Origin of the sequence: Phyllobacterium trifolii, from assembly GCF_014192095.1 — a bacterium.
Taxonomy (GTDB): Bacteria; Pseudomonadota; Alphaproteobacteria; order Rhizobiales; family Rhizobiaceae; genus Phyllobacterium; species Phyllobacterium trifolii.
Genome location: NZ_JACHXN010000002.1, coordinates 299,330 through 321,569, shown reverse-complemented (window position 1 = coordinate 321,569; position 22,240 = coordinate 299,330). Strand labels below are relative to the sequence as shown.

The 22,240-nt window shown below is 56.3% G+C and carries 18 protein-coding genes; 4 read left to right on the top strand and 14 right to left on the bottom strand.

Translation table 11 applies throughout. The annotated features are described in order from the left end of the window. Window positions 1–103: 103 nt before the first annotated feature. On the bottom strand, window positions 104–1,594 hold the full coding sequence (gene glpK / locus FHS21_RS04510; RefSeq protein WP_112525565.1) for a glycerol kinase GlpK: 1,491 nt from the start codon (window positions 1,592–1,594) through the stop codon (window positions 104–106). Between the two features lie 68 nt (window positions 1,595–1,662). Here glpK and FHS21_RS04505 point away from each other — a divergent pair, with 68 nt between their 5' ends. Then, window positions 1,663–2,466 (top strand): SDR family NAD(P)-dependent oxidoreductase, encoded by an 804-nt coding sequence (locus tag FHS21_RS04505; protein WP_183661034.1) that lies wholly within the window; start codon window positions 1,663–1,665, stop codon window positions 2,464–2,466. A gap of 212 nt (window positions 2,467–2,678) precedes the next feature. On the opposite strand, the gene xylA is transcribed toward FHS21_RS04505, so the two are convergent. From xylA to FHS21_RS04490, 3 genes are read right to left on the bottom strand one after another with little or no spacing between them, the layout of a single operon-like run. Then, window positions 2,679–3,989: a xylose isomerase gene (gene xylA, locus FHS21_RS04500; RefSeq protein WP_112525561.1), complete on the bottom strand. Its 1,311-nt coding sequence runs from the start codon at window positions 3,987–3,989 to the stop codon at window positions 2,679–2,681. Next, window positions 3,986–5,440 (bottom strand): xylulokinase, encoded by a 1,455-nt coding sequence (xylB, locus tag FHS21_RS04495; RefSeq protein ID WP_112525559.1) that lies wholly within the window; start codon window positions 5,438–5,440, stop codon window positions 3,986–3,988. The genes xylA and xylB overlap by 4 nt, the downstream gene beginning before the upstream one ends. 22 nt (window positions 5,441–5,462) lie before the next feature. Then, a complete protein-coding gene (locus tag FHS21_RS04490) occupies window positions 5,463–6,710 on the bottom strand; it encodes an ROK family transcriptional regulator (protein WP_112525557.1) in 1,248 nt (415 codons plus the stop codon). A 208-nt stretch (window positions 6,711–6,918) separates the two neighbouring features. On the opposite strand from FHS21_RS04490, the gene xylF reads away from it, so the two are divergent. From xylF to FHS21_RS04475, 3 genes are all read left to right on the top strand, one after another. Continuing rightward, on the top strand, window positions 6,919–7,962 hold the full coding sequence (xylF, locus tag FHS21_RS04485) for a D-xylose ABC transporter substrate-binding protein (protein WP_112525555.1): 1,044 nt from the start codon (window positions 6,919–6,921) through the stop codon (window positions 7,960–7,962). A gap of 84 nt (window positions 7,963–8,046) precedes the next feature. After that, entirely contained in the window at window positions 8,047–9,399 is a 1,353-nt protein-coding gene (locus FHS21_RS04480) for a sugar ABC transporter permease (protein WP_112525553.1), read from the top strand. Between the two features lie 13 nt (window positions 9,400–9,412). Beyond that, complete coding sequence (locus FHS21_RS04475) at window positions 9,413–10,192, top strand: ATP-binding cassette domain-containing protein (RefSeq protein ID WP_112525551.1); 780 nt, start codon at window positions 9,413–9,415, stop codon at window positions 10,190–10,192. A gap of 53 nt (window positions 10,193–10,245) precedes the next feature. Here the strand turns inward: FHS21_RS04475 and FHS21_RS04470 are convergent, their stop codons facing one another. The 10 genes from FHS21_RS04470 to lspA form a co-directional block, all read right to left on the bottom strand. Continuing rightward, complete coding sequence (locus FHS21_RS04470; RefSeq protein WP_112525549.1) at window positions 10,246–10,824, bottom strand: NifU family protein; 579 nt, start codon at window positions 10,822–10,824, stop codon at window positions 10,246–10,248. A gap of 101 nt (window positions 10,825–10,925) precedes the next feature. Next, on the bottom strand, window positions 10,926–11,414 hold the full coding sequence (locus FHS21_RS04465; RefSeq protein WP_112525547.1) for a universal stress protein: 489 nt from the start codon (window positions 11,412–11,414) through the stop codon (window positions 10,926–10,928). Between the two features lie 53 nt (window positions 11,415–11,467). Further along, window positions 11,468–12,547: a tryptophan--tRNA ligase gene (gene trpS / locus FHS21_RS04460; RefSeq protein WP_112525545.1), complete on the bottom strand. Its 1,080-nt coding sequence runs from the start codon at window positions 12,545–12,547 to the stop codon at window positions 11,468–11,470. A gap of 108 nt (window positions 12,548–12,655) precedes the next feature. Next, entirely contained in the window at window positions 12,656–13,024 is a 369-nt protein-coding gene (locus FHS21_RS04455; RefSeq protein WP_112525761.1) for a VOC family protein, read from the bottom strand. Between the two features lie 14 nt (window positions 13,025–13,038). Beyond that, the gene (gene murJ / locus FHS21_RS04450; protein WP_112525543.1) at window positions 13,039–14,622 is read right to left on the bottom strand and encodes a murein biosynthesis integral membrane protein MurJ; all 1,584 of its coding nucleotides are present in this window, start codon (window positions 14,620–14,622) and stop codon (window positions 13,039–13,041) included. After that, window positions 14,623–14,934 (bottom strand): hypothetical protein, encoded by a 312-nt coding sequence (locus tag FHS21_RS04445; protein ID WP_112525541.1) that lies wholly within the window; start codon window positions 14,932–14,934, stop codon window positions 14,623–14,625. It abuts the gene before it with no gap. A 43-nt stretch (window positions 14,935–14,977) separates the two neighbouring features. After that, window positions 14,978–17,791, bottom strand: coding sequence for a [protein-PII] uridylyltransferase (locus tag FHS21_RS04440; protein ID WP_112525539.1), 2,814 nt, complete (start codon window positions 17,789–17,791; stop codon window positions 14,978–14,980). 92 nt (window positions 17,792–17,883) lie between these two features. Continuing rightward, window positions 17,884–20,613 carry a DNA mismatch repair protein MutS gene (gene mutS, locus FHS21_RS04435; RefSeq protein ID WP_210283326.1) on the bottom strand — a complete coding sequence of 910 codons (2,730 nt, stop codon included), beginning with the start codon at window positions 20,611–20,613 and terminating at the stop codon, window positions 17,884–17,886. 116 nt (window positions 20,614–20,729) lie between these two features. Continuing rightward, window positions 20,730–21,620, bottom strand: a complete 891-nt coding sequence (olsB, locus tag FHS21_RS04430) for a l-ornithine N(alpha)-acyltransferase (protein ID WP_376772064.1) — start codon at window positions 21,618–21,620, stop codon at window positions 20,730–20,732. 108 nt (window positions 21,621–21,728) lie between these two features. Further along, entirely contained in the window at window positions 21,729–22,232 is a 504-nt protein-coding gene (gene lspA, locus FHS21_RS04425) for a signal peptidase II (protein WP_112525537.1), read from the bottom strand. Between the last annotated feature and the right edge of the window lie 8 nt (window positions 22,233–22,240).

Genomic DNA, 22,240 nt, shown 5'->3' with positions numbered 1-22,240 from the left:
GAATGGGCAGTGCGAGGTTGTTTAAAATGCCCCTCCCTGCTGCTGCGCAGCCTCCCTCCCCACAAGGGGGAGGGTTAAGAGTCGAGCCATTCCATCAATCTCGCTAACTCGTCAAAGTCCGTTTCACCGCCGCCCGCCACCCGGCGATTTTCGCCTTGCGCGTCTTGTCGTCCATCTTCGGCACAAACCGTATGTCGCGTTCCCAGGTTTTGGCGAAATCGCGCTTACCCGGCCAGATGCCCGCCTTCGAGCCCGCCAGCCATGCGGCTCCGAGTGCTGTCGTTTCGAGAATCGTCGGACGATCCACCGGCGCATCGAGAATGTCGGCGAGACGTTGCATTGTCCAGTCGGAAGCGACCATACCGCCATCGACACGCAGAACGGTCTTCGTACCGGATGACTTCCAGTCCTTGCGCATCGCATCGAGCAGATCTCGCGTCTGATAGGCAACCGATTCGAGAGCGGCGCGGGCAAATTCCGCCGGACCGGTGTTGCGGGTAAGGCCGTAAATCGCGCCGCGTGCCTCGGCATCCCAGTGCGGCGCGCCAAGGCCGACGAAGGCCGGAACAAGATAGACGTTCTGGCTTGGATCGGCCTGGTCGGCGAGTTTGCCGGTTTCGGGCGCCGAGCCGATGATTTTCAACCCGTCGCGCAGCCATTGTACGGCGGCGCCGGCAATGAAGATCGAGCCTTCCAGGGCATAAGTCGTCTTGCCATTGAGGCGGTAGGCAATTGTCGTCAGCAGCCGGTTCTTCGACAGCACCATATCGCTGCCTGTGTTGAGAACGGCAAAGCATCCGGTTCCATAGGTGGATTTGAACATGCCCGGCTCGAAACAGGCTTGCCCGATAGTCGCCGCGTGCTGGTCACCGGCCACGCCAAGAATGGGAATTGAAGCGCCGAAAATGTCAGCTTCGGCGGCGCCGTAATTTGCCGCGCAGTCTTTTACCTCCGGCAGCATGGCGCGAGGAATGCGGAGAATCTCGAGGAGCTCATTGTCCCATTCATTCGTCGCTATGTTGAAGATCAACGTGCGCGAAGCATTTGTAGCGTCGGTTGCATGCACCTTGCCGCCGGTCAGCCGCCAGATGAGGAAACTGTCGACTGTGCCGAAGAGGAGCTCGCCATTTGCCGCACGTTTGCGGGCACCGGGCACCTTGTCGAGGATCCAAGAGAGCTTGGTGCCGGAAAAATACGGATCGAGCAGCAGGCCTGTCTTCTTCGTGAACGTCTTTTCGAGGCCCTGCTTTTTCAGCTTCTGGCAAAGCGATGCCGTGCGCCTGTCTTGCCAGACGATGGCATTGTGAATTGGTTTGCCGGTCTCCTTGTCCCAGACGATGACCGTCTCGCGCTGATTGGTGATGCCGATAGCCGCAACGTCGCCAGCCTCTATCTTGGCGTTCTCGATCGCCACTTCGCAGGTTTTGAGTACAGACCGCCAGATTTCTTCCGGATCATGCTCCACCCAGCCAGATTGCGGATAAATCTGTGTGAATTCCTGCTGGCTCTTGCCCGCAACCTTGCGGTTCTTGTCGAAAACAATAGCGCGGCTCGACGTCGTTCCCTGGTCGATGGCCAGAACATATCCGTTCATGCTTCCCCCCTTGATCTGCGCGCCACGATATTGGCTTCGCCCGGGCGGATCAATCGTTGCGACATGATATGCCTCGAATTTTGCAGTGCGATAAGCTATTGCTGGTGCAACGGAGTATTCCCATGACCAACGAAGAACCACGCAAGGTACTTGTCCTGACGGGCGCGAGCCGCGGTATCGGCCACGCCACTGTAAAACGCTTCTCGCGCGCCGGTTGGCGAGTCATCACCTGTTCCCGCCAAAGCTTCGACGATAATTGCCCCTGGCCGGCTGGCCCCGACGATCACATAAAAGTCGATCTTGCAGACCCCGCCGATGTCGATCATGCGGTGTCTGAAATCCGGCAGAGGCTCGCGGTGGAGGGCGGCAAGCTCAATGCGCTGGTCAACAATGCCGGTATTTCACCGAAGAACAGTTCGGGTGCCCGTCTCGATTCCATCGAGACCCCCATGCAGACATGGATGAGCGTATTCCAGGTAAATTTCTTCGCGCCTATCATGCTGGCGCGGGGGCTTTTTGCCGAACTTGAGGCGGCGCAGGGATCTGTGGTGAACGTGACATCGATTGCCGGCAGCCGCGTCCATCCTTTCGCGGGCACCGCCTATGCCACGTCCAAGGCGGCACTGGCATCTCTTACACGCGAAATGGCGTCAGACTTCGGGCCGCATGGCATTCGCGTCAATGCAATTGCACCGGGTGAAATCGACACGGCGATCTTGTCTCCTGGCACCGACAAAATGATAGAACATCTGCCGCTGCGGCGGCTGGGTAAGACGGCCGAGGTGGCTGAAACGATCTACTTCCTGTGCACCGAATCGTCATCATATGTGACGGGTTCCGAGATCCATATCAACGGCGGCCAGCACGTTTAGAGCGCGCTTGGCCGGCGCCAATTGCGGCGCAATGCCGCGAAAAAGTCACGGTTTCGCCACGAAATTCGGGATAAGTTTTGGCGAATTTGGCGCAAGAATAGCTTGTTTTCACGCAAAAACGGAGTGAACCCGCACAAAGATTCGCCGGCTCTATTCCCAAAGCTCTAAGGAATAAGTTCTCAGCTGAGAACTTATTCCTTTCACGAGTAGCGTCAAACGTAGCGATTGACGACGTTTTCCAGATATTCCTGGCGTCCGGACCGCGGCTGCGGTTGCAGGTTTCTGTCGTTCACTTGCTTTGCGATCTCTTCAAGCGAGACCTTTCCAGAGAGCATGGCCTGCGCTTGCTGTGTCGACCAGCCGGCATAGCGATCATCGACAAACCCGGTCAAAACCTTGTCCTCGACCATCTTCGCCGCAGCCTTGAGGCCCCGCGCGCAAGTGTCCATGCCGCCGATATGCGCGACCAACAAATCCTGCGGATCAAGCGACTGGCGGCGCAGCTTGGCGTCGAAGTTCGTGCCGCCAGACGTAAAGCCGCCAGCCTTGAGAATCTCGTAATAGGCGACCGCAACTTCCGGGACATTGTTCGGGAACTGATCCGTATCCCAGCCGGACTGGTAATCATTGCGGTTCATGTCGATCGAACCGAAAATGCCAAGCGCGGCCGCCGTGGCGATTTCATGCTCGAAGGAATGCCCGGCGAGAATGGCGTGGCCCTGTTCCAGATTGACCTTGACCTCTTTCTCGAGGCCAAAACGCTTGAGGAAACCATAAACCGTCGCGGCATCGTAGTCATACTGATGCTTGGTTGGCTCCTGTGGCTTCGGTTCGATCAGGATCGCGCCCTTGAAACCGATCTTGTGCTTGTAGTCGACAACGAGGCTCAAAAACCGGCCCATCTGGTCGAGTTCGCGCTTCATGTCGGTGTTCAGCAGCGTTTCGTAGCCTTCGCGTCCGCCCCAAAGAACGTAGTTCTCGCCCTTCAGCTTTTGCGTCACATCGATACAGGTTTTCACCGTCGCGGCGGCATAGGCAAAGACCTCCGGGTCAGGATTGGTCGCGGCGCCCGACATGTAGCGGCGGTTGGAAAAGAGGTTGGCGGTGCCCCACAGAAGCTTGGTGCCGGTCTTTTCCATCTTTGCCGCAAAATAATCAGCAATTTCATGCAGGCGCTTGTCGCTTTCCGCGATGCTGTCGCCTTCCGGGCGCACGTCCGCATCATGGAAGCAGAAGTAGGGCGCGCCGAGGATCGAGAACATTTCGAATGCCACGTCCGCCTTGAGCTTGGCCCCATCCATCGTATCGTTGAACCAGGGACGCTCGAAGGTCTGTCCGCCGAACGGGTCGCCGCCCGGCCAGACGAACGAATGCCAATAGGCGACGGCAAACCGCAAATGGTCCTCAAGCCGTTTGCCAAGAACGATCTCGTCAGGGTTGTAAAAGCGATAGGCGAGCGGATTGGTGCTGTCCGGCCCTTCGTACTTGACTGGTTTTACGTCGCCGAAAAATCCGCTGCTCATGATTGAACTCCTTTTAATGCTGGGTAGAGATTGTGGTAGCGATTGTACGCCGCGTCGAAATCACCGGTGAGCCTGGCTTCCGGTTCGATCGTGTAGTCGGTTGCTGGCGCGGCGCAAATCGCCCGTGGATCGGCTTTTTCAGCAGCGATCAATCCGAGGCGCGCGGCGCCGAAAGCCGCGCCGAAATCGCCATCCGCCGGCACGTCGATGGGGATATTGAGCGCAGTTGCGATGGCTTTAAGCCAATAGGTCGAACGTGATCCGCCGCCGACCGCGGTAACACGATCGAGTTTAGTGCCCGCCGCCGCAAGTGCGTTGAGGCAATCGCGAAATGCGAAAGCCACGCCCTCCAAGACTGCCTGTGTGAGGACCGCGCGGTCGCTGGCATGCTCAAGCCCTTGAAACGAACCCCGAATTGCGGAATCGTTCAGCGGCGTACGTTCACCGGAAAGATAGGGCAGGAATGTCACGCCGGAAGGTGCACGCAGCTCATCGCCGAGTTCTCCGGTAAGTTCGGCAGGTTTGCGTGATGTAATGCCAGCGTACCAATTCAGGGCATCGGTCGCCGACAGGATAACACCCATCTGGTGCCAGGTATCGGGCAGGGCATGGCAGAATGTGTGAACAGCGCTCTCCGGATTTGGCAGATAGGAGCCATTGGCAGCAAAGATCACGCCGGATGTTCCCAGCGAGACGAAGGCATGGCCTTCGCCGACCGTCCCCATGCCGCAGGCCGAAGCGGCATTGTCGCCCGCTCCGCCCGCAACCACAACGCTGCTGCCCATGCCCCACCGCGAAGCGAGATCAGCCTTGAGGGTACCGGAGACTTCGGTCCCCTCGACCAGCGAAGGCATGTGGCTGACATCGAGACCGGTTGCGGCGAGAAGCTCCGACGACCATGCGCGCTTGCCGACATCGAGCCATGACGTTCCCGCAGCATCCGACATTTCCGACACATGTTCCCCGGTGAGCCACAACCGCAAATAATCTTTTGGCAACAGCACGCGGCGCAGCTTGGCAAAGATCTCGGGCTCGTTGTTCCTGACCCAAACGACCTTCGGTGCGGTAAACCCCGGAAAAACAATGTTGCCGCTCAGCGCCCGAAACTTCGGATCGCTGTCGAGTTCAGCAGCCTCCTTGTGGCTGCGGGTATCATTCCACAGGATGCAGGGGCGAAGTACCTGGTCATTGCTGTCGAGCAGCGTCGCGCCATGCATCTGGCCGGATAGGCCAATACCTTTGACCGCAGCGAGCTCCTTTGCGTGCGTGGTTTTGAGCGCCTGAATTGCGTCTTCGGTGGCCTTGATCCAATGCGATGGATCCTGCTCCGACCAGCCGGAATGCGGTCGTGAAATATCGAGCGTCCCGGTTCCGGATCCGATGACCGATTGGTCTTCGCCGATCAACAGCGCCTTGACGCCGGACGTGCCCAAATCAAGGCCAAGATACATGGATTCTCCTCCTGAATTCTGTTCAAATTGCCCGTTTAATTGGCGTATCACCTGCGTCGCCCGGGGCAAAAACCTGTGTGTCGAGGTGAAGCAGTGAAGTCATCATACAGCCTTGCAGGATGAGCGGATGTTCATCCGGATAGCAACGTATGCTCAACTCCTGCGCTGCCCCCCAGCCGGAGGTGCTGGAAACAATATCGCGCAGTTCATCTTCGATGAGGTCGAAAACAGCTGCGCCCGATCCAACCAATGCGACCGGAATGGGGTCGATCAGGGAATACAGGCTCCGCAAACCGGAACCTATTGCCTGACCTGCCTTGCGGAAAGCGGCGCGCTCTTCGCCGTCGCGAGTGCGCGCCCGGTTGGCAATCTCATTATAGGTTGCAGCGTCGACATCCTGTGCCGGCTGGGCTTTCTCGTCCTGACCGGATGTCCTCCTTAAAATGGCATAGTCACTGGCATAGGCTTCGATACACCCATGACGTCCGCAACGGCAAAGTGCGCCATTTGGTACATGCAACATGTGACCGAACTCCGCGGCGGAGGAGTGAGCACCGAGAAAGGGCTTGCCTTTAAGGTAAAGGCCCATGCCGATCCCGTGGGATAGGAGGATTGCCGCAAAGTCCTCTGCGTAGTGCTCTGGATCAATCCAGCGTAGCGCCTCGGCAATCATGTTGCAGTCATTGGCAACAGCGACTGCAACACCATACCGCTTGGAGAGGGCATCTCCAAAAGAGATATTGCTATCCGGAGTGATCGGCGACCACAGCATGGTTGCTCTTGCCGCGTCGGTCACGCCCTGCACGCCCATCGAAATATGCATGAGCCGACCTGCGTTGGGCGGACGGCTTTCGAGCAGATTGTCAAGCATCAGGCATATGGAATGGATCAGATCATCCGACTTTGCATCGAGTGTTGAAACGCGGTGGAATTCCTCGGCGATCATCTGGCCTTTGTAGTCGAACAGAACTGCATGGACGAGATTGAGCGCGAGTTCGACGGTTGCAACCGTCGCTACCGCCGGGTTCAGCGTGAGTGCCACCTGAGGGCGTCCACGCCTATTGGCGATGATATCGCCGTCGCGGCTTTCGGCTATAATTCCCTCCGAAATGAGCGCGGTCGTGATGGCTGAGACGGTAGACGGACTGAGGCCGGTTTGCGCTACGATGTCTGTGCGAGAAAGTAGTCCGTGACGCCGCAACGTAGCGAGCACAAGCCGTCGGTTCTGCCGCCTGACGTCGTCAGGACGCGCAATCTCATCTAGGAACAAACGATTTCCTCCCAAAAACCTGATTCCAGTGCACCACAATACCCCATGCGGCGCGGTGTGCCATGCTACGAAAATCTAAGTTGACACGTAAATGCTTTTAAGTCACTATTTTTTTCGAGCCTCGAATTAAAGAGGTTTGAGATGCTGGCCGGAGGTAAAGTGCCTGCATCCATTCAGTCAACGTGCTAAATGCACCGGGAGGGTTACCATGAAGAAATATGCAACCGCATTGGCGGGGGCTGCTGTCCTTGCTGTATCATTTGCCGGCCCCGTTCTGGCGAAGGACAAGATCGTCGGTGTATCGTGGTCGAATTTCCAGGAAGAACGCTGGAAGACAGACGAAGCTGCGATCAAGAAAGCGCTGGAAGCCAATGGCGACAAGTACATCTCGGCAGATGCACAGTCCTCTGCTTCCAAGCAGTTGACCGATGTTGAAAGCCTGATTTCGCAAGGCGCCAATGCCCTTATCATTTTGGCGCAAGATTCAAGCGCCATCGGACCTGCTGTCGAGAAGGCCGTTGCTGAAGGCATTCCGGTCGTAGGCTATGACCGCCTGATCGAAAACAAGGATGCGTTCTACATTACGTTCGACAACAAGGAAGTCGGCCGCATGCAGGCGCGTGGCGTATTTGCTGTGAAGCCTGAAGGCAACTACGTCTTCATCAAGGGCAGCTCCGCTGATCCGAACGCAGATTTCCTTTTCTCCGGCGCCCAGGAAGTGCTGAAAGAGGCCATCGACTCCGGCAAGATCAAGAACGTCGGTGAAGCCTATACGGATGGCTGGCTTCCTGCCAACGCCCAGAAGAACATGGAACAGTTTCTGACTGCCAATGACAACAAGGTCGATGCCGTCGTTGCTGCCAACGATGGAACAGCCGGCGGTGCTATCGCAGCGCTGCAGGCTCAAGGTCTTGCCGGCACGGTTCCCGTTTCCGGTCAGGATGCCGATTTCGCCGCACTTAACCGCGTAGCACTCGGCACGCAGACCGTGACGATCTGGAAGGACTCCCGTGAACTTGGCAAGCAAGCTGCAGGCATCGCCTCGGCCCTAGCAGACGGCAAGAAGATGGAAGAAATTCCGAACGTTCAGAAGTTTGCTGGCGGCGTCAACAAGGTTGAGGTCAACGCTGTATTCCTCACTCCGGTTCCTGTCACCAAGGATAACCTCGATGTCGTCATCGACGCTGGCTGGGTGAAGAAGGACGTGGTCTGTCAGGGCGTGAAGGCGGGTTCGGTACCAGCCTGCAAGTAAACCGTTCAAATCTGTTAAAATCGAACGCCGCTGGTCTACTGGATCGGCGGCGTTTTAAAAAGAACATGGAACTGGGAGAATAAAATGAGTGATCCGGCCATCAGTCTTGATCGGGCCCGCTCTTCGGAGCTCGGCATTGTCGCCAGGTTCTTCAAGGCGACAGAGCTCGACACACGCCTTCTCGGCATGATCGGAGCGATGGTCGTCATTTGGCTTGTTTTCCAGTTTATGACTGGTGCAAAGGTCAACGGGCAATTTCTGACACTGAACAATTTCATCGACGGTCAGTTTCTGACGCCACGCAATCTTTGGAACCTTTCGGTACAGACATCGTCTATTGCTGTCATGGCAACAGGCATGGTGCTGATCATAGTTACGCGTAACATTGATCTGTCTGTTGGCTCGATTCTCGGCTTTGTCGGTATGATCATGGGCGTGACGCAAGCCGAGTTCCTGCCAAGGCTAATTGGTTTCGAGCATCCGGCCACTTGGATCATTGCACTTGGTGTTGGCGTCATCACCGGCGCGCTCATCGGCGGTTTTCAGGGCTTTATAATTGCATTCCTGGGCGTGCCCGCTTTCATCGTTACGCTTGGTGGCCTTCTGGTATGGCGTGGTGCTGCATGGTGGGTTACCTCAGGCCGCACGGTTGCGCCGATGGACTCGACATTCCGTCTTATGGGCGGAGGCCCTGAGGGTTCAATCGGTGCATTCTGGAGCTGGATTGTCGGCGTCATTGCCTGTGTCGCCATCGTCGGCATGATCATTAACGGCCGGCGACAGCGTAAACGTTTCAACTTTCCCCGTCGTCCGATATGGGCGGAAGTCTTCATGGCCGCCGTGGGGTGCGTTCTTGTGCTCGGCGCAGTCGCCATTGCCAACGCATATTACTGGCCGATCGGTATCGTCCGTAAATATGCCGAAGCCAACAACATCACAATTCCCGATGGCGGGCTGTTAATCTCACACGGCATTGCAATTCCGGTGCTGATTGCTGTTGCGGCGGGCCTTATCATGACGTTCATGTCGACGCGCACCCGTTTCGGCCGTTATGTCTTCGCCATGGGTGGTAATCCGGAAGCGGCAGACCTTGCCGGTATCAATACGCGCTGGGTGACGATGAAGATTTTCATCATTATGGGGATTCTCTGCGCTATTGCGGGCGCCATTTCCACTGCTCGACTCAACGCGGCAACCAATGCACAAGGCACCCTCGATGAACTCCTGACCATCGCCGCAGCTGTTATCGGTGGAACGTCCCTCGCTGGCGGTGTCGGTACCATTGCCGGTGCCATGATCGGTGCGGTGCTGATGCAATCACTAAGCACAGGCATGGTTTTGCTTGGTCTCGATACGCCATTGCAGAATATCGTTGTCGGTCTGGTTCTTGTCGTAGCCGTCTGGCTGGACACAATCTATCGCCGCCGTACAGCTTGAGGGAGGACAAATCATGATCAACACACACACGCCTCTCATCGACATGGAAGATATCTCTATTGCCTTTGGTGGCATCCGTGCAGTTGATGGAGCTTCGATCGATCTTTTTCCGGGTGAAGTCGTTGCTCTTCTCGGCCACAACGGTGCCGGCAAATCGACCTTGATCAAGATACTGTCGGGCGCCTACAAGCGCGACAATGGTACGATCAAGGTCAACGGGGAAGAAGCGGCAATCAACAATCCGCGTGACGCCAAGGCCTATGGCATCGAGACGATCTATCAAACCCTGGCACTGGCGGACAATGTGGACACAGCCGCCAATCTCTATCTCGGCCGAGAATTGATGACACCTTGGGGTACTCTCGATGACGTCGCGATGGAGCACAGCGCGCGCGAAGTCATGGGTAGGCTCAATCCACGGTTTCAGCGCTTCAAGGACCCCGTCAAGGCACTCTCGGGCGGTCAGCGGCAATCCGTGGCGATTGCACGTGCGATCTTGTTCAACGCCCGAATACTGATCATGGACGAGCCCACTGCGGCGCTGGGACCACAGGAAACCGCACAGGTCGGCGAACTAATCAAGCAATTGAAGAGTGAAGGCATCGGTATCTTTCTCATCAGCCACGATATCCATGACGTATTCCATCTCGCTGATCGGGTGGCGGTGATGAAAAACGGTCAGGTGGTTGGCACCGCCAAGGTTGGCGATGTCAACGAGGACGAAGTGCTCGGCATGATCATCCTCGGCAAATGCCCGCCCGGTGCGATACCAGGACCTGGCGCGGTGAAGTAGAGCAATAAAAAAGGCCGCTCAAAAGCGGCCTTTTCAATCACCAAACTGAAAATTCAGATCGACTCGACTTGCTGAACTTCCGGAACGAAATGCTTCAAAAGGTTCTGAATGCCGTGCTTAAGGGTCGCAGTCGACGATGGGCAGCCCGAGCATGCACCCTTCATGTGCAGGAACACTGTGCCGTTCTCATAACCGCGGAATGTGATATCGCCGCCGTCCTGAGCCACAGCGGGACGGACGCGGGTTTCAAGAAGCTCCTTGATCGTATCGACGATTTCCGTATCGGCGCTGTCGAAGAATTCACCATCGGTCTCCCGCTGGGCGGTGTCAGCGATTTGGCTGACATTGGCCATGACCGGCGCGCCGGACATGAAATGCTCCATGATCGCGCCTAGAATGGCAGGCTTCAGGTGTTGCCACTCGGGGCCTTCGCTCTTGGTGACGGTGACAAAATCATAGCCGAAAAATACGCCGGTGACGCCCGGGACGCCAAAAATCTTGCCAGCAAGCTGTGAAGATTCGCCAGCACTTACTGCGTCGCGGAAATCGGCGGTTCCTTCTTCAAGCACCACCTTTCCAGGCAAGAACTTCAAGGTCGCTGGATTGGGCGTTGCTTCGGTCTGGATGAACATGGCGGATCTCGCGTATCTAGTTTAGAACTATTCAAATAGCCATATAGGCCTTTAAACCATTCTCTTCAAGTCAGGATTATATCACGTTTGGTCGACGGAAATCAGGTAATCGCGTCAACATCTTCGTCCGATAGATTATAGGGCACGACCGTGACCGGAATGGAAAAGGATTCTCGCCCTGCCAGCGATTGAACAAGCGGGCCAGGTCCGTCCTTGCCGGAACCAGCCGCCAGGACAAGGATTGCGATATCCTGATCTTCTTCGATGAGCTTCCGGATCTCTTCGGATGTAATGCCTTCGCGAACAGCAAGTTCCGACTCGATGCCTATCGTTTCCCGGACGCTGGCGGCAAACTTGCTGAGCGTCGAATTGGCCCGCTCCTGGGCTTCCGCACGCATGATCTGTTCAACCCCAAGAAACTGCTGAAAGTCTGCTGAATCGATAACGAACAGCAGCAAGAGCACACCGCCGGTCGTCTTGGCCCGGCGCGAGGCATAGGCAACAGCTCGCTCGCATTCCGGCGTTTCGTCAATGACGGCCAGAAATTTGCGGCGGTGGCCGGCTTCGCGGCTAAGACGTCTTGATACCATGTGCGCAACCTGCCCTAAGCATTGAACATCCGCAAGGCCTTCCCTGGCGCGGTCTAGTTCTGCAGAAATCCGACAATATCACGGACATTGCGCATCGTCTTCTCTGCAAGAACGCTCGCCCGCTCACCACCATCTTTGAGGACGGCATCGACAAAGCCGGGGTCGGCAGAAATTCGCCGCATTTCCGCAGCGATCGGCGCAAGCTTTTCTACCGCGAGGTCAGCAAGGGCAGGCTTGAAGGTTGAGAATTGCTGTCCGCCGAAATCGCGGATCACGGTGACCTTATCGCTATCGACCAACGCGGCATAGATACCGACGAGATTGTCAGCTTCCGGCCGATCCTTCAATCCTTCGAGTTCGGACGGCAACGGTTCTGAATCGGTCTTGGCCTTCCGGATCTTTTTCGAGATCGTATCCACATCGTCTGTCAGGTTGATGCGCGAGAGGTCCGATGGATCGGACTTTGACATCTTCTTGGTCCCATCGCGCAAGCTCATGACGCGTGCTGCTGGCCCGCCGATGACCGGTTCGGTCAGCGGAAAGAAACTGGAAATCGTTTCATCACCCGATTGTGTTTCAACACCAAGCCCGAGTTCAGCGATCCGGTCCGAAAAATCAGTGTTGAACTTCTGGGCGATGTCGCGCGTCAGCTCCAGATGCTGCTTCTGATCTTCACCGACGGGTACGTGCGTCGCACGGTAGACAAGAATGTCCGCTGCCATCAGGTTCGGGTATGCGAAGAGGCCGACGGAGGCATTTTCTCGGTCCTTACCAGCCTTGTCCTTGAACTGGGTCATGCGGTTGAGCCAACCCATCCGGGCAACGCAGTTGAAAACCCATGCCAGCTCCGCATGCTGGTGCACGCGGCTCTGGTTGAAAACGATGTTCTTTTTTGCGTCGATGCCAGAAGCAAGGAAGGCTGCCGTGACCTCACGCGTATTGCGCATGAGTTCGGCCGGCCCGCCCCAGACGGAGATCGGAGGGGTAATCGCGTGCTGGTCCACGACACAGTACATGCATTTGCTGCTTTCCTGCAAAGCAACCCAGCGACGGATCGCGCCGAGATAGTTGCCAAGATGCAGGTTGCCGGTAGGCTGGACACCGGAAAAGACGAGCGGTTCAAACGTGCTCATAAAATCGTCCTTGATCGTTCGGGGATCGGGCTTGCAGGCTCCGAAAGCAATGAAACCGAGCTTTTGGCAGAGGGAGACGCTCTATTCAAGCCTTATCGATACCAACCTTCATTTGAGCTCCAGCAAATCCCATTTATTACCATAGAGGTCTTCAAACACCGCGACGCTGCCATAGGGCTCATGGCGAGGCTCTTCAAGAAAATGTACGCCCGCCTCCACCATCTTCGCGTGGTCCACGGGGAAATCGTCCGTATGCAGAAACAGTGCGACGCGGCCGCCGGTCTGGTTGCCGATGCTGGCTTTCTGCGTGTCGTCATCCGCTTTTGCCAGCAATAGCCGGGCGCCATCACTCCCTGGCGCAACGACAGCCCAACGTTTGGTTTGGGAAAGCGCCGTATCGTTGACAAGCGAAAAGCCGAGCACCTTTGTGTACCAGGCAATCGCCTCGTCATAATCGCGCACGACAAGTGTGATCATGCCGATGAACCGGCTCACGACGCGTCCTCAGGCATCTTTGTTCCCCGTTTCACATTCCGGCGGATCATGCCGAAGCTGGCACCACCTGTACCGAAAGCGAGCGCAAAGTAGAGGACCATCGATAACCCGACCAGAGACACGACTGCGATGGCTTGCGTATGCAGTGGCGCATGTGGTTCGAGCGCCGGGCCCATCCAGCGAATTGCGTAATAGAGTGCAAGACCCATGAGACCTGCGGAAACAATCAGTCGTGGGATGCGGGTAAGCAAAGGAATGTCGCGCCCCCAATGTCCGCGCCAGACGAGGGTAACGAAAAGTAGAATTGCATTCGTCCACCCGGCGACGATCTCGGCCGTTGCGATACCGGTCTCTGCCATGATCGGAAATAGCGTCAGTGCGAGACTGACGTTCACGATGACGGCAATGGCCGCAAAGATCATCGGTGTGCGCGTATCTTCGCGGGCGAAAAACCCCGGCAAGAAGGCTTTGATCAGGACGAATGCCGGGAGGCCAAGCCCGTAGATCGCGAGGATATTGCCGACAGTGTGCGTCGATGCGGTGGAGAAATTGCCGCGTTCGTATAGCATCCGAACGATCGGTTCGGACATCACCAATAGCGCCGCAGCAGCAGGAAGCGTAAGAAACAGTGTGAATTCGACCGAGCGGTTCTGCAGGCTGCCGGCTTCCTTAAGATTTCCAGAGCGCAGCGCACGCGCTAGTTCGGGCAGGAGAACCGTCGCGACTGCTATGCCGACGACACCGAGCGGCAATTGATAGATGCGATCGGCATAGGCCAGAGACGAGATGGCGCCAGATTTTGCTGAAGCGATGTTCGTGTTGATCAACAAATTGATTTGAGTGATGCCGCCAGTTACGGCGGCGGGGAAGGCCAATATCAGCAGGCGTTTGACGTTGGCGGTTATATGGGGCAATCGAAATCCGATGGAAATGCCGGCATTGCGCACCGCAAACCAGACAATGGCCAGCTGAACCACGCCGGAGACCATAACCCCCCAGGACAGTGCATAGCCTACCGCCCTGCCGTCTTGGCCCTTCCACCAGGCATAGCCGAGCACGCCGATGAGAATGACATTCAGGAAAACGGGAGCGATCGCCGCAGCGAAATAGCGATGCAATGAATTCAGCATCCCGCTCATCATAGCGGCGAGCGACATGCAGGCGAGGTAGGGGAACATGATGATCGCCATCGATACGGTATTGTCGAACTTCATCGGGTCAGCCACGAAGCCCGGAGCTATGACGAAGCGCACGATCAGCGGCATTGACAGTTCCATCAGGATCGTCAGGCCGAGCAGCACGGTAAAAAGGACCCCGAATACCTCTTCGGAAAAACGGCGCGCTCCATCAAGCCCATTGGCTTCGATTTCCTTGGCGAACAAGGGCACGAAAGCAGAGTTAAACGCGCCTTCCGCGAAGAGCCGCCGGAACGTGTTGGGAAAACGGAAGGCAGCATTGAAAGCATCGGCTACAGGACCCGTGCCCAAAGCAGAGGCCATCAGCATTTCGCGCGTGAAACCAAACACGCGGCTCATCAACGTGCCGGACGCAACCGTTGCAAATTTCTTGACCAAGCTCATTTAGAGCCCTTTCCGGCCATATTGGCCGTATTCTGTTTCCCGGATGACGAGACAATCTGCGCGGAAGGTGGCAAGGTCGATGTGGTTCATCGGACGAAGCCGCCTGACAAAGCGGGTGTCCGTCAGCCGGAAACCCAGCCGTTGGTTTGCCTTGCAAACCAACAAGCTGTCATATCTGCTGGTCGAATTAACCGCATTTCCACGGAAATGCGGTTCGACCAGTGGGACGGGACCTGTTGCGCCAATATCGGCGCTAAGCCACTCGCCCGCATGTAGAGTGCGGGTCTTCGTGTCTTTGCTTGATCTTGTCACAACATGCCTCCGTCAGAATAGGTCAATATGGTCAGAAAGGGCTCTATTCAGCCGTCATGAGGATGTTTTGCCGCTGCGGCTGGGCGGTCGTGATGTCACCTTCGCCAAAGAGCGCAAGCAGCTTCTTGCGGATACGATTCTGGCGTGTCGTATTGGTGATCTGGTGACCGACAAGATCGGTGACATAGAACACGTCGATGACCTTCTCACCGAAGGTCGTCACGTGCGCAGAGGCAATATCGAGTGAGAGATCAGAGATAGTACCGGTTATCTCAGATAGAACACCGGGACGGTCCAGGCCTTCCACTTCGATGACCGTGAATTTGTTGGACAGCGTATTGTTTATCTCGACACGCGGCGTGATGCGGAAGGCTTTGACCGCGCGCTTCGGTTTGGTGCGGCTTGCCAGCATTTCCGGCAGATAGGACTTCCCGGAAAGCACGTCTTCGATCAGGCGGCCGACGCGCATGGCGCGCCGCCGTTCATCATCGTCGGTCGGGAATTCGCGGCTAATAAGGATCGTATCAAGTGCGCGCCCGTCGCTGGTCGTGAAGATCTGCGCATCGACGATGTTGGCGCCGGCGCCGGCGCAAGCGCCCGCGATGATTGAAAGCAAACGCGGATGGTCGGGGGAGAGCACGGTGATCTCCGTTACACCCTCGAAATCATGGGTTTTTACCATGGTGGCGAGTGCTTTGCCGCTGGCATCGGTCTCGCGCACGAAATTGGCGTGGCGAACCTGATCTTCGAGGCTGACAGTCAACAAGTAGTTTTGATAGTGCAATGCGAGGTATGACTGGCGCTCAATCTGCGGCCACGATGACAGCGCATTGTCGAGCTGGGTGCGGGCGTGATCGGTGCGGTCCTTACGGGAGACTTCAGAAAATCCGCCAGTCAGCATCAATTCCGTTTCATAGAAGAGATTGCGTAGCAACTGGCCTTTCCAGCCATTCCAGACCCCGGGTCCGACTGCTTTGATATCGCAGATAGTCAGAACCAGCAGTAGTTTCATTCGGTCGAGGGTTTGGACAATCTCAGAAAAATCTTCGATCGTCTTGCGGTCGTTCAGATCGCGAGACTGTGCCACTCTACTCATCGTCAAATGCTGTTCGACGAGCCAGGCAACGGTTTCCGTGTCGGCCTGTGACAGGCCCAGACGAGGGCAAATCCGCCGGGCGATCCTCGCGCCGGCAATGGAGTGGTCTTCCGGCCTTCCCTTGGCAATATCGTGAAGGAGCAGCGCCACGTAGAGGACCTGCCGGTCTTTTTTCAAACCGGGCATGATCTGATTGGCAAGAGGGTGTTCCTGTCCAAGATCGCCGTGGTCGATTTCCGACATGACTGCTATACAGCGCAACAAATGTTCATCAACAGTATAGTGATGATACATGTTGAATTGCATCATCGCGACGACCTTGCCAAAATCGGGAATGAATTTGCCAAGTACGCCCGATTCATTCATTCGCCGCAGGATGAGCTCGGGGTTGCGCTCCGAGGTCAGCACTTCCAGAAAAAGCCTGTTTGCCTCGGGGTTTTCCCGCAGATCAGCTTTGATCAGCGACAGCGAACGCGACACCAATTGCATGGCGTCGGGGTGGAACTCCAGGCCATGCTGGTCCGCCAGACGAAACAGGCGGATTATATTGACTGGGTCTTTCCGGAAGACGTCGTCATTGGCAATGGTGATGCGGTGATTGTCGACGACGAAATCACTTGTGCCCGGGAGTTTTCGCTTGCGGCGCGAAAAGGTGAGGAAAATCCGGTTGAAACCGGGAACGTGCTTGGCTTGCTCTTCTTCCAGAGCGGCGCAGATGATGCGTGTAAGATCACCGACCTCCTTGGCGATAAGGAAGTAGTGTTTCATGAACCGCTCGACGTCTCGCAGACCAGGATGGGCGGTGTAGCCGAGCCGCCGGGCGATCTCACCCTGGATATCGAACGAAAGGCGTTCCTCTGCTTTGCCTGTCAAGAAATGCATATGGCAGCGTACGGCCCATAGCAGATCTTCCGCCTTACGGAAGATCTTGTGTTCCGCACGAGAAAGAACCCCCAGGTCGACCAGTTCATCACTTGTCTTCACCCGGTAATAATATTTTGCAATCCAGAACAGCGTATGCAGATCGCGCTGGCCGCCCTTGCCTTCCTTGACGTTCGGCTCCACCAGATACCGCGTCTCGCCCGCCTTGCGGTGACGGGCGTCACGTTCGGCAAGCTTGGCCTCGATGAAAGCCGGCCCGGTACCCTTGACCACCTCGGCATCAAAGCGTTGCACCAGTTTTGCGAAAAGGTCTTCATTCCCGCAAAGGTAACGGGCCTCCAGAATGCTGGTGCGGATCGTCATGTCGCCCAGCGACTGACGGATGGACTCATCCAGATTACGGGTCGCGTGGCCGACTTTGAGACCGGCGTCCCACAGCATGTACAGAATATACTCGACGACCTGCTCGCCCCAAGGTGTCTGTTTGTAAGGAAGCAAGAATAGCAGATCGATATCGGAACCGGGGGCCAGTCCCCCGCGACCATAACCGCCAACCGCCACAACCGTCATCCGTTCCGCAGTAGATGGGTTCACAGCGGGATATACGTGGGTAATTGCGAAGTCATAGAGCGCAGAAATAATCTGGTCCATCAGATAAGAAAGCCGGATGGAACAGTGCGTACCGCTAGCATCCTTCATCAGCATGTCTTCGGCCGACTTGCGACCCGCGATCAGCGTCTGTTTCACAAGCTGCAACACGTCGTTTCGCTCGACGGTGGCAGTGCCCAGTTTGTTCGTTGACGTGACCAACTCTTCAAATTGGCGATGAAGCTTGGCCGGGTTGACGATCTGTTCCAGTCTCAGGTCTGAAGCGTTCATGAATACGTCTTTATGGATAATGGCCGCACGCTATAGCGCGAATTTGCGTCAAACGAAACGATTACATTTGACGCGTTCCCTGTGGAGACCAGTCAAGATGTCGTGTTCGCGACGAGGCCCTTCAACCGATAGAGCGCTTCCAGCGCTTCACGCGGTGTCATCTCATCCGGATTGATGGTGGATATAGCTGCTAGCAGACCACTATCCTTACCCTGAACAGGCTTGGGTGCCTGGCGCTTCACTTCAACGGAAAACAGCGGCAAGTCGTCGATCAGCTTGTCGGCCTTGCCAGAGGTCTCTCCCGCTTCGAGCTGGTGCAGAACATCGCGGGCGCGGTTGACAACGGCTTCCGGCAGACCAGCCAAACGAGCCACTTGCACGCCATATGATCGGTCAGCGGCGCCCTTGGCGACCTCATGCAGGAACACAACATCGCCGTCCCATTCCTTCACGCGCATGGTCACATTGCTGAGCCGTTCGAGTTTTTCTGAAAGTGCGGTCATTTCGTGGAAGTGCGTTGCAAAAATCGCCCTGCACTGGTTCTTTTCGTGCAAGTATTCAACCGCAGCCCATGCAATCGAAAGGCCGTCGAAGGTAGCGGTACCACGGCCGATTTCATCGAGGATGACGAGCGAATGATCGCTGGCCTGGTTGAGAATGGCGGCGGTCTCGACCATTTCCACCATGAAGGTAGAACGCCCGCGCGCAAGATCGTCCGAAGCGCCGACGCGGGAGAACAAACGATCCACAATGCCGACATGAGCAGAGCCGGCCGGAACGAACGAACCCATCTGCGCGAGAATCGCAATCAATGCATTTTGGCGCAGGAAGGTGGATTTACCGCCCATATTCGGGCCGGTCAGCAGCCAGATTGCTCCCTTGCCGGCTCCTTCTGGAGAAAGATTGCAATCATTGGCAACGAAGGGAGCGGCGGCATGCCGGCGCAGCGATTGCTCGACAACGGGATGCCGTCCGGCCACAATCTCGAATGCAAGGCTGTCATCGACCAGGGGTCGGCAGTAGCCTTGTTCTTCGGAGAGAGCCGCCAGCGATACGGAGACGTCAAGCGCCGCCAGCGCCGCAGCGCCTGCACGAATGGTATCGGCGTTGGCCACGGTCTCATTGGTCAAGGCGTCGAAAACGCCAAGCTCGATTGAAAGCGCGCGTTCGGCGGCATTTGCTATCTTTGTCTCAAGCTCTGCTAGTTCCGTCGTCGTAAACCGCATCGCATTGGCAATGGTCTGGCGGTGGATGAACTTGCTCTTGGCTTCATCCGTATCGGTCATGACCGAGGCATTGTTGGCGGTCACTTCGATAAAATACCCAAGCACATTATTGTGTTTGATCTTCAGCGATCTGACGCCAGTCGTTTCCATGTAGTCGGCTTGCAGGCCGGCGATTATGCGGCGCGAATGATCCCGCAGTGCCCGCATTTCGTCTAGCTCGGCATGATATGCCGTCCGGACGAACCCGCCGTCGCGTTTGAGAAGCGGCAGCTCATCGGCAAGCGCCCGGTCAAGGTGTTCGGCGAATTCCAGCGGCAATTGGCGAAGACATTCTCTCACTCGCGTGAGTTCTGTCGGCAGTTCCTCGCGCTCCAGCAATTGTGCGATATCGCCGGCTGCTTCAAGACCGCGGGCGAGTGCACCCAGATCGCGCGGACCGCCGCGACCGACTGCAAGCCGCGACAGGGCGCGGGGCATATCGGGCACGCCCTTCAGCGCTTCACGCGCCAAATCTGCCAGCGGTTGGCGAAGGAGGAAAAACGAGATCGAATCCAGTCGTTCCGCGATCGCTGCCGGATCAGTCAGAGGTGAGGTCAGCCGTTCCGCCAGGAGCCGCGCACCGCCACCTGTCACCGTTCTGTCGATCGCTCGCAGCAGACTTCCTTCGCGTTTGCCGGAAAGCGTGCGAAGAAGTTCAAGATTGGCGCGGGTTGCAGGGTCGATGAATAGCGAGGAACCTTCCGACTCCCGTTCTGGCCGCATCAGCGGCGGACGTTCGGCAATCTGTGTCTTTTCGACATAGGCGATAGCACCGGAAATGGCTGAAAGCTCGGCACGCGAGAATTGGCCAAATCCATCCAGCGTGCTGACGTCAAAATAGCGCTGGATACGGCTTTCTGCCGTAGCGCTGTCAAATAGACTGGGTGGCTGCGGGCTAACCGCCCGGCCGATGACATCGAACACCGGCCGCAGTTCCAGATCATGAAATACCGGATCTGCGACAATCAATTCGCGTGGATCCACACGCAGGATGTCCGCGAGCAACCGGCCAGGATCGGTTTCGCTGACGCGGAATGTGCCGGTTGATATGTCAATCCAGGCAAGCGCAAATTGACCTTTATCCGAGCCCTTTACGCGGCCGAGCGTCATCAAATAATTGGCTTCGGATGGGTCGAGCAGTTTTTCCTCGGTAATCGTGCCGGGTGTCACCAATCGAACGACATCACGTTTGACGACGGACTTTGCCCCACGTTTTCTGGCCTCCGCAGGATCTTCGATCTGTTCGCATACCGCGACGCGAAAGCCACGCGCGATCAGCTTCTGCAGATAATCGTCAGCGGCGTGGACCGGTACGCCGCACATGGGAATATCGTCGCCCAGATGCTTTCCGCGCTTCGTCAGCGTGATGCCGAGTGCACGCGACGCCTCGACCGCATCATCGAAAAACAATTCATAGAAATCGCCCATGCGATAGAACAAGAGACTATCCGGATTCGTCGCCTTGATTTCGATATACTGCTCCATCATCGGCGTTGGTCGCGCCAATATGTCAGCGTCATAAGGGGACGGTTCGATGATGGCTGCCAGTTCGGCCAAGACGCTCTCCTGATTTCGATCAAGGAGCAATCTATTCGCTAACGGGGGATTTACACACCTCTTCCGAGTTCATCCATGGCTTTTCTCCACAGATGATCGGTCCAAGTCGAAGGTCTCTAGACGAAGCGCTTCGCTTCAGCAGCGTAATGGCTGACATAGCGTTCCGAAATGCGGCTGACTGGCAGAATAATGAAGACATCGGTTGTACCAAAGTCATGGTCGACCACGGCGCCATCGCCAATCATCGCGCCAAGCCTTAAATAGCCCTTGATCAACGGCGGCATGGCGAAGAGGGCAACTTTTGGATTGATCGCTTCATTCGGAACGAGATCCATCGCATGGTAAAGCGCGGGCAATGCGCGAACGTCCCAGTCGGCTGTCGCACGGCAATTATGCTGCAGGAAGGACAAAGGCAGTGCGTGCGCGGCAGGAACCGTTCCCTGGAAGGATGCACAACCGAACATCACGCCAATCGAGTGGTGGCGGCAATAGGTCCAGATACCTTGCCAGAGCAATTCGACCGTCCTCTTTGACCGGTATTCCGGGAGGACACAGGAACGGCCGAGCTCAAGAAAGCGCAATTCCGGCTTGGCGGCAACAAGGCGTTCGATCGAAAATTCGCTGGCTGAATAGAAACCGCCGGTTTCGAAAGCTTTTTCGGAGCGCAGCAGCCGATAGGTGCCAACAATCTGCTTGTGTTTTGGGCCAGCTATTGAAGTGTCATAGACGAGAAGATGATCGCAAAAGGGATCGAAACGGTCTGCATCGCGCTGCTCCATCGTGGCAGAACCTTTGGCACCCAACTCGTCAAAAAAAACCTTGAAACGCAATTGTTGTGACGAAGCGATCTCATCTTCCGTTTGCGCGAGGCAAACCTCCATCGTGCCGATGCGGCCAAGCACCGACGCAAGGTGTGGCGCCGTAAACGGCGAGGGAGTTGAATCAACGTGCGACATCACGCGTTGATCTTTAGTGATTGAAGCCGGTTCAAGCAAGGCGATGGTCATATCGATTTGGCTCATCCAGGAGATTTATCGGTATTCGTTCGTTCGTTGAATACAACAATTGGATGACGGCTACATGACGTGATAATGGGCTAATTACCCAGTTTCGCTTCAATTTTTGCCGGTTTGCCCGCCGCCCGTCCGCCGGTCGCGCAACCAGACAAAAATTTCCTCGATTACGACCAATGCTGCGCCAACCGATATGTAAGCGTCAGCGAGATTGAAGACGGCAAACGACCATGACGGCAGGTGGAAAAGAAAATAATCTATGACATACCCATGCAGGATGCGGTCGATGAGATTGCCGATCGCACCACCAATGATAAGGGCAAAACCAAACCGTGAAATCCAGCGCGTGGAGGCCGTGCTCCACCACAGATAACTGACAAAACAAATGACGATTATCGTCAGGGCTATCAGCGCTGTATCTCCGAACCCGCTTAACATCGAAAAGGCGATCCCATCATTGTGCACGCGAAACAACGCGAAAAAAGGCAAGAGATCGATTTGCTGCTGGTAGTCCATGCCAGTCTCGATGAGATACTTGACGATCTGATCACTGACCGTGGCGAAGGCGATGATGGCCAGAAGACTGTAGAATGCTTTGCTTTTCATAAATCCAT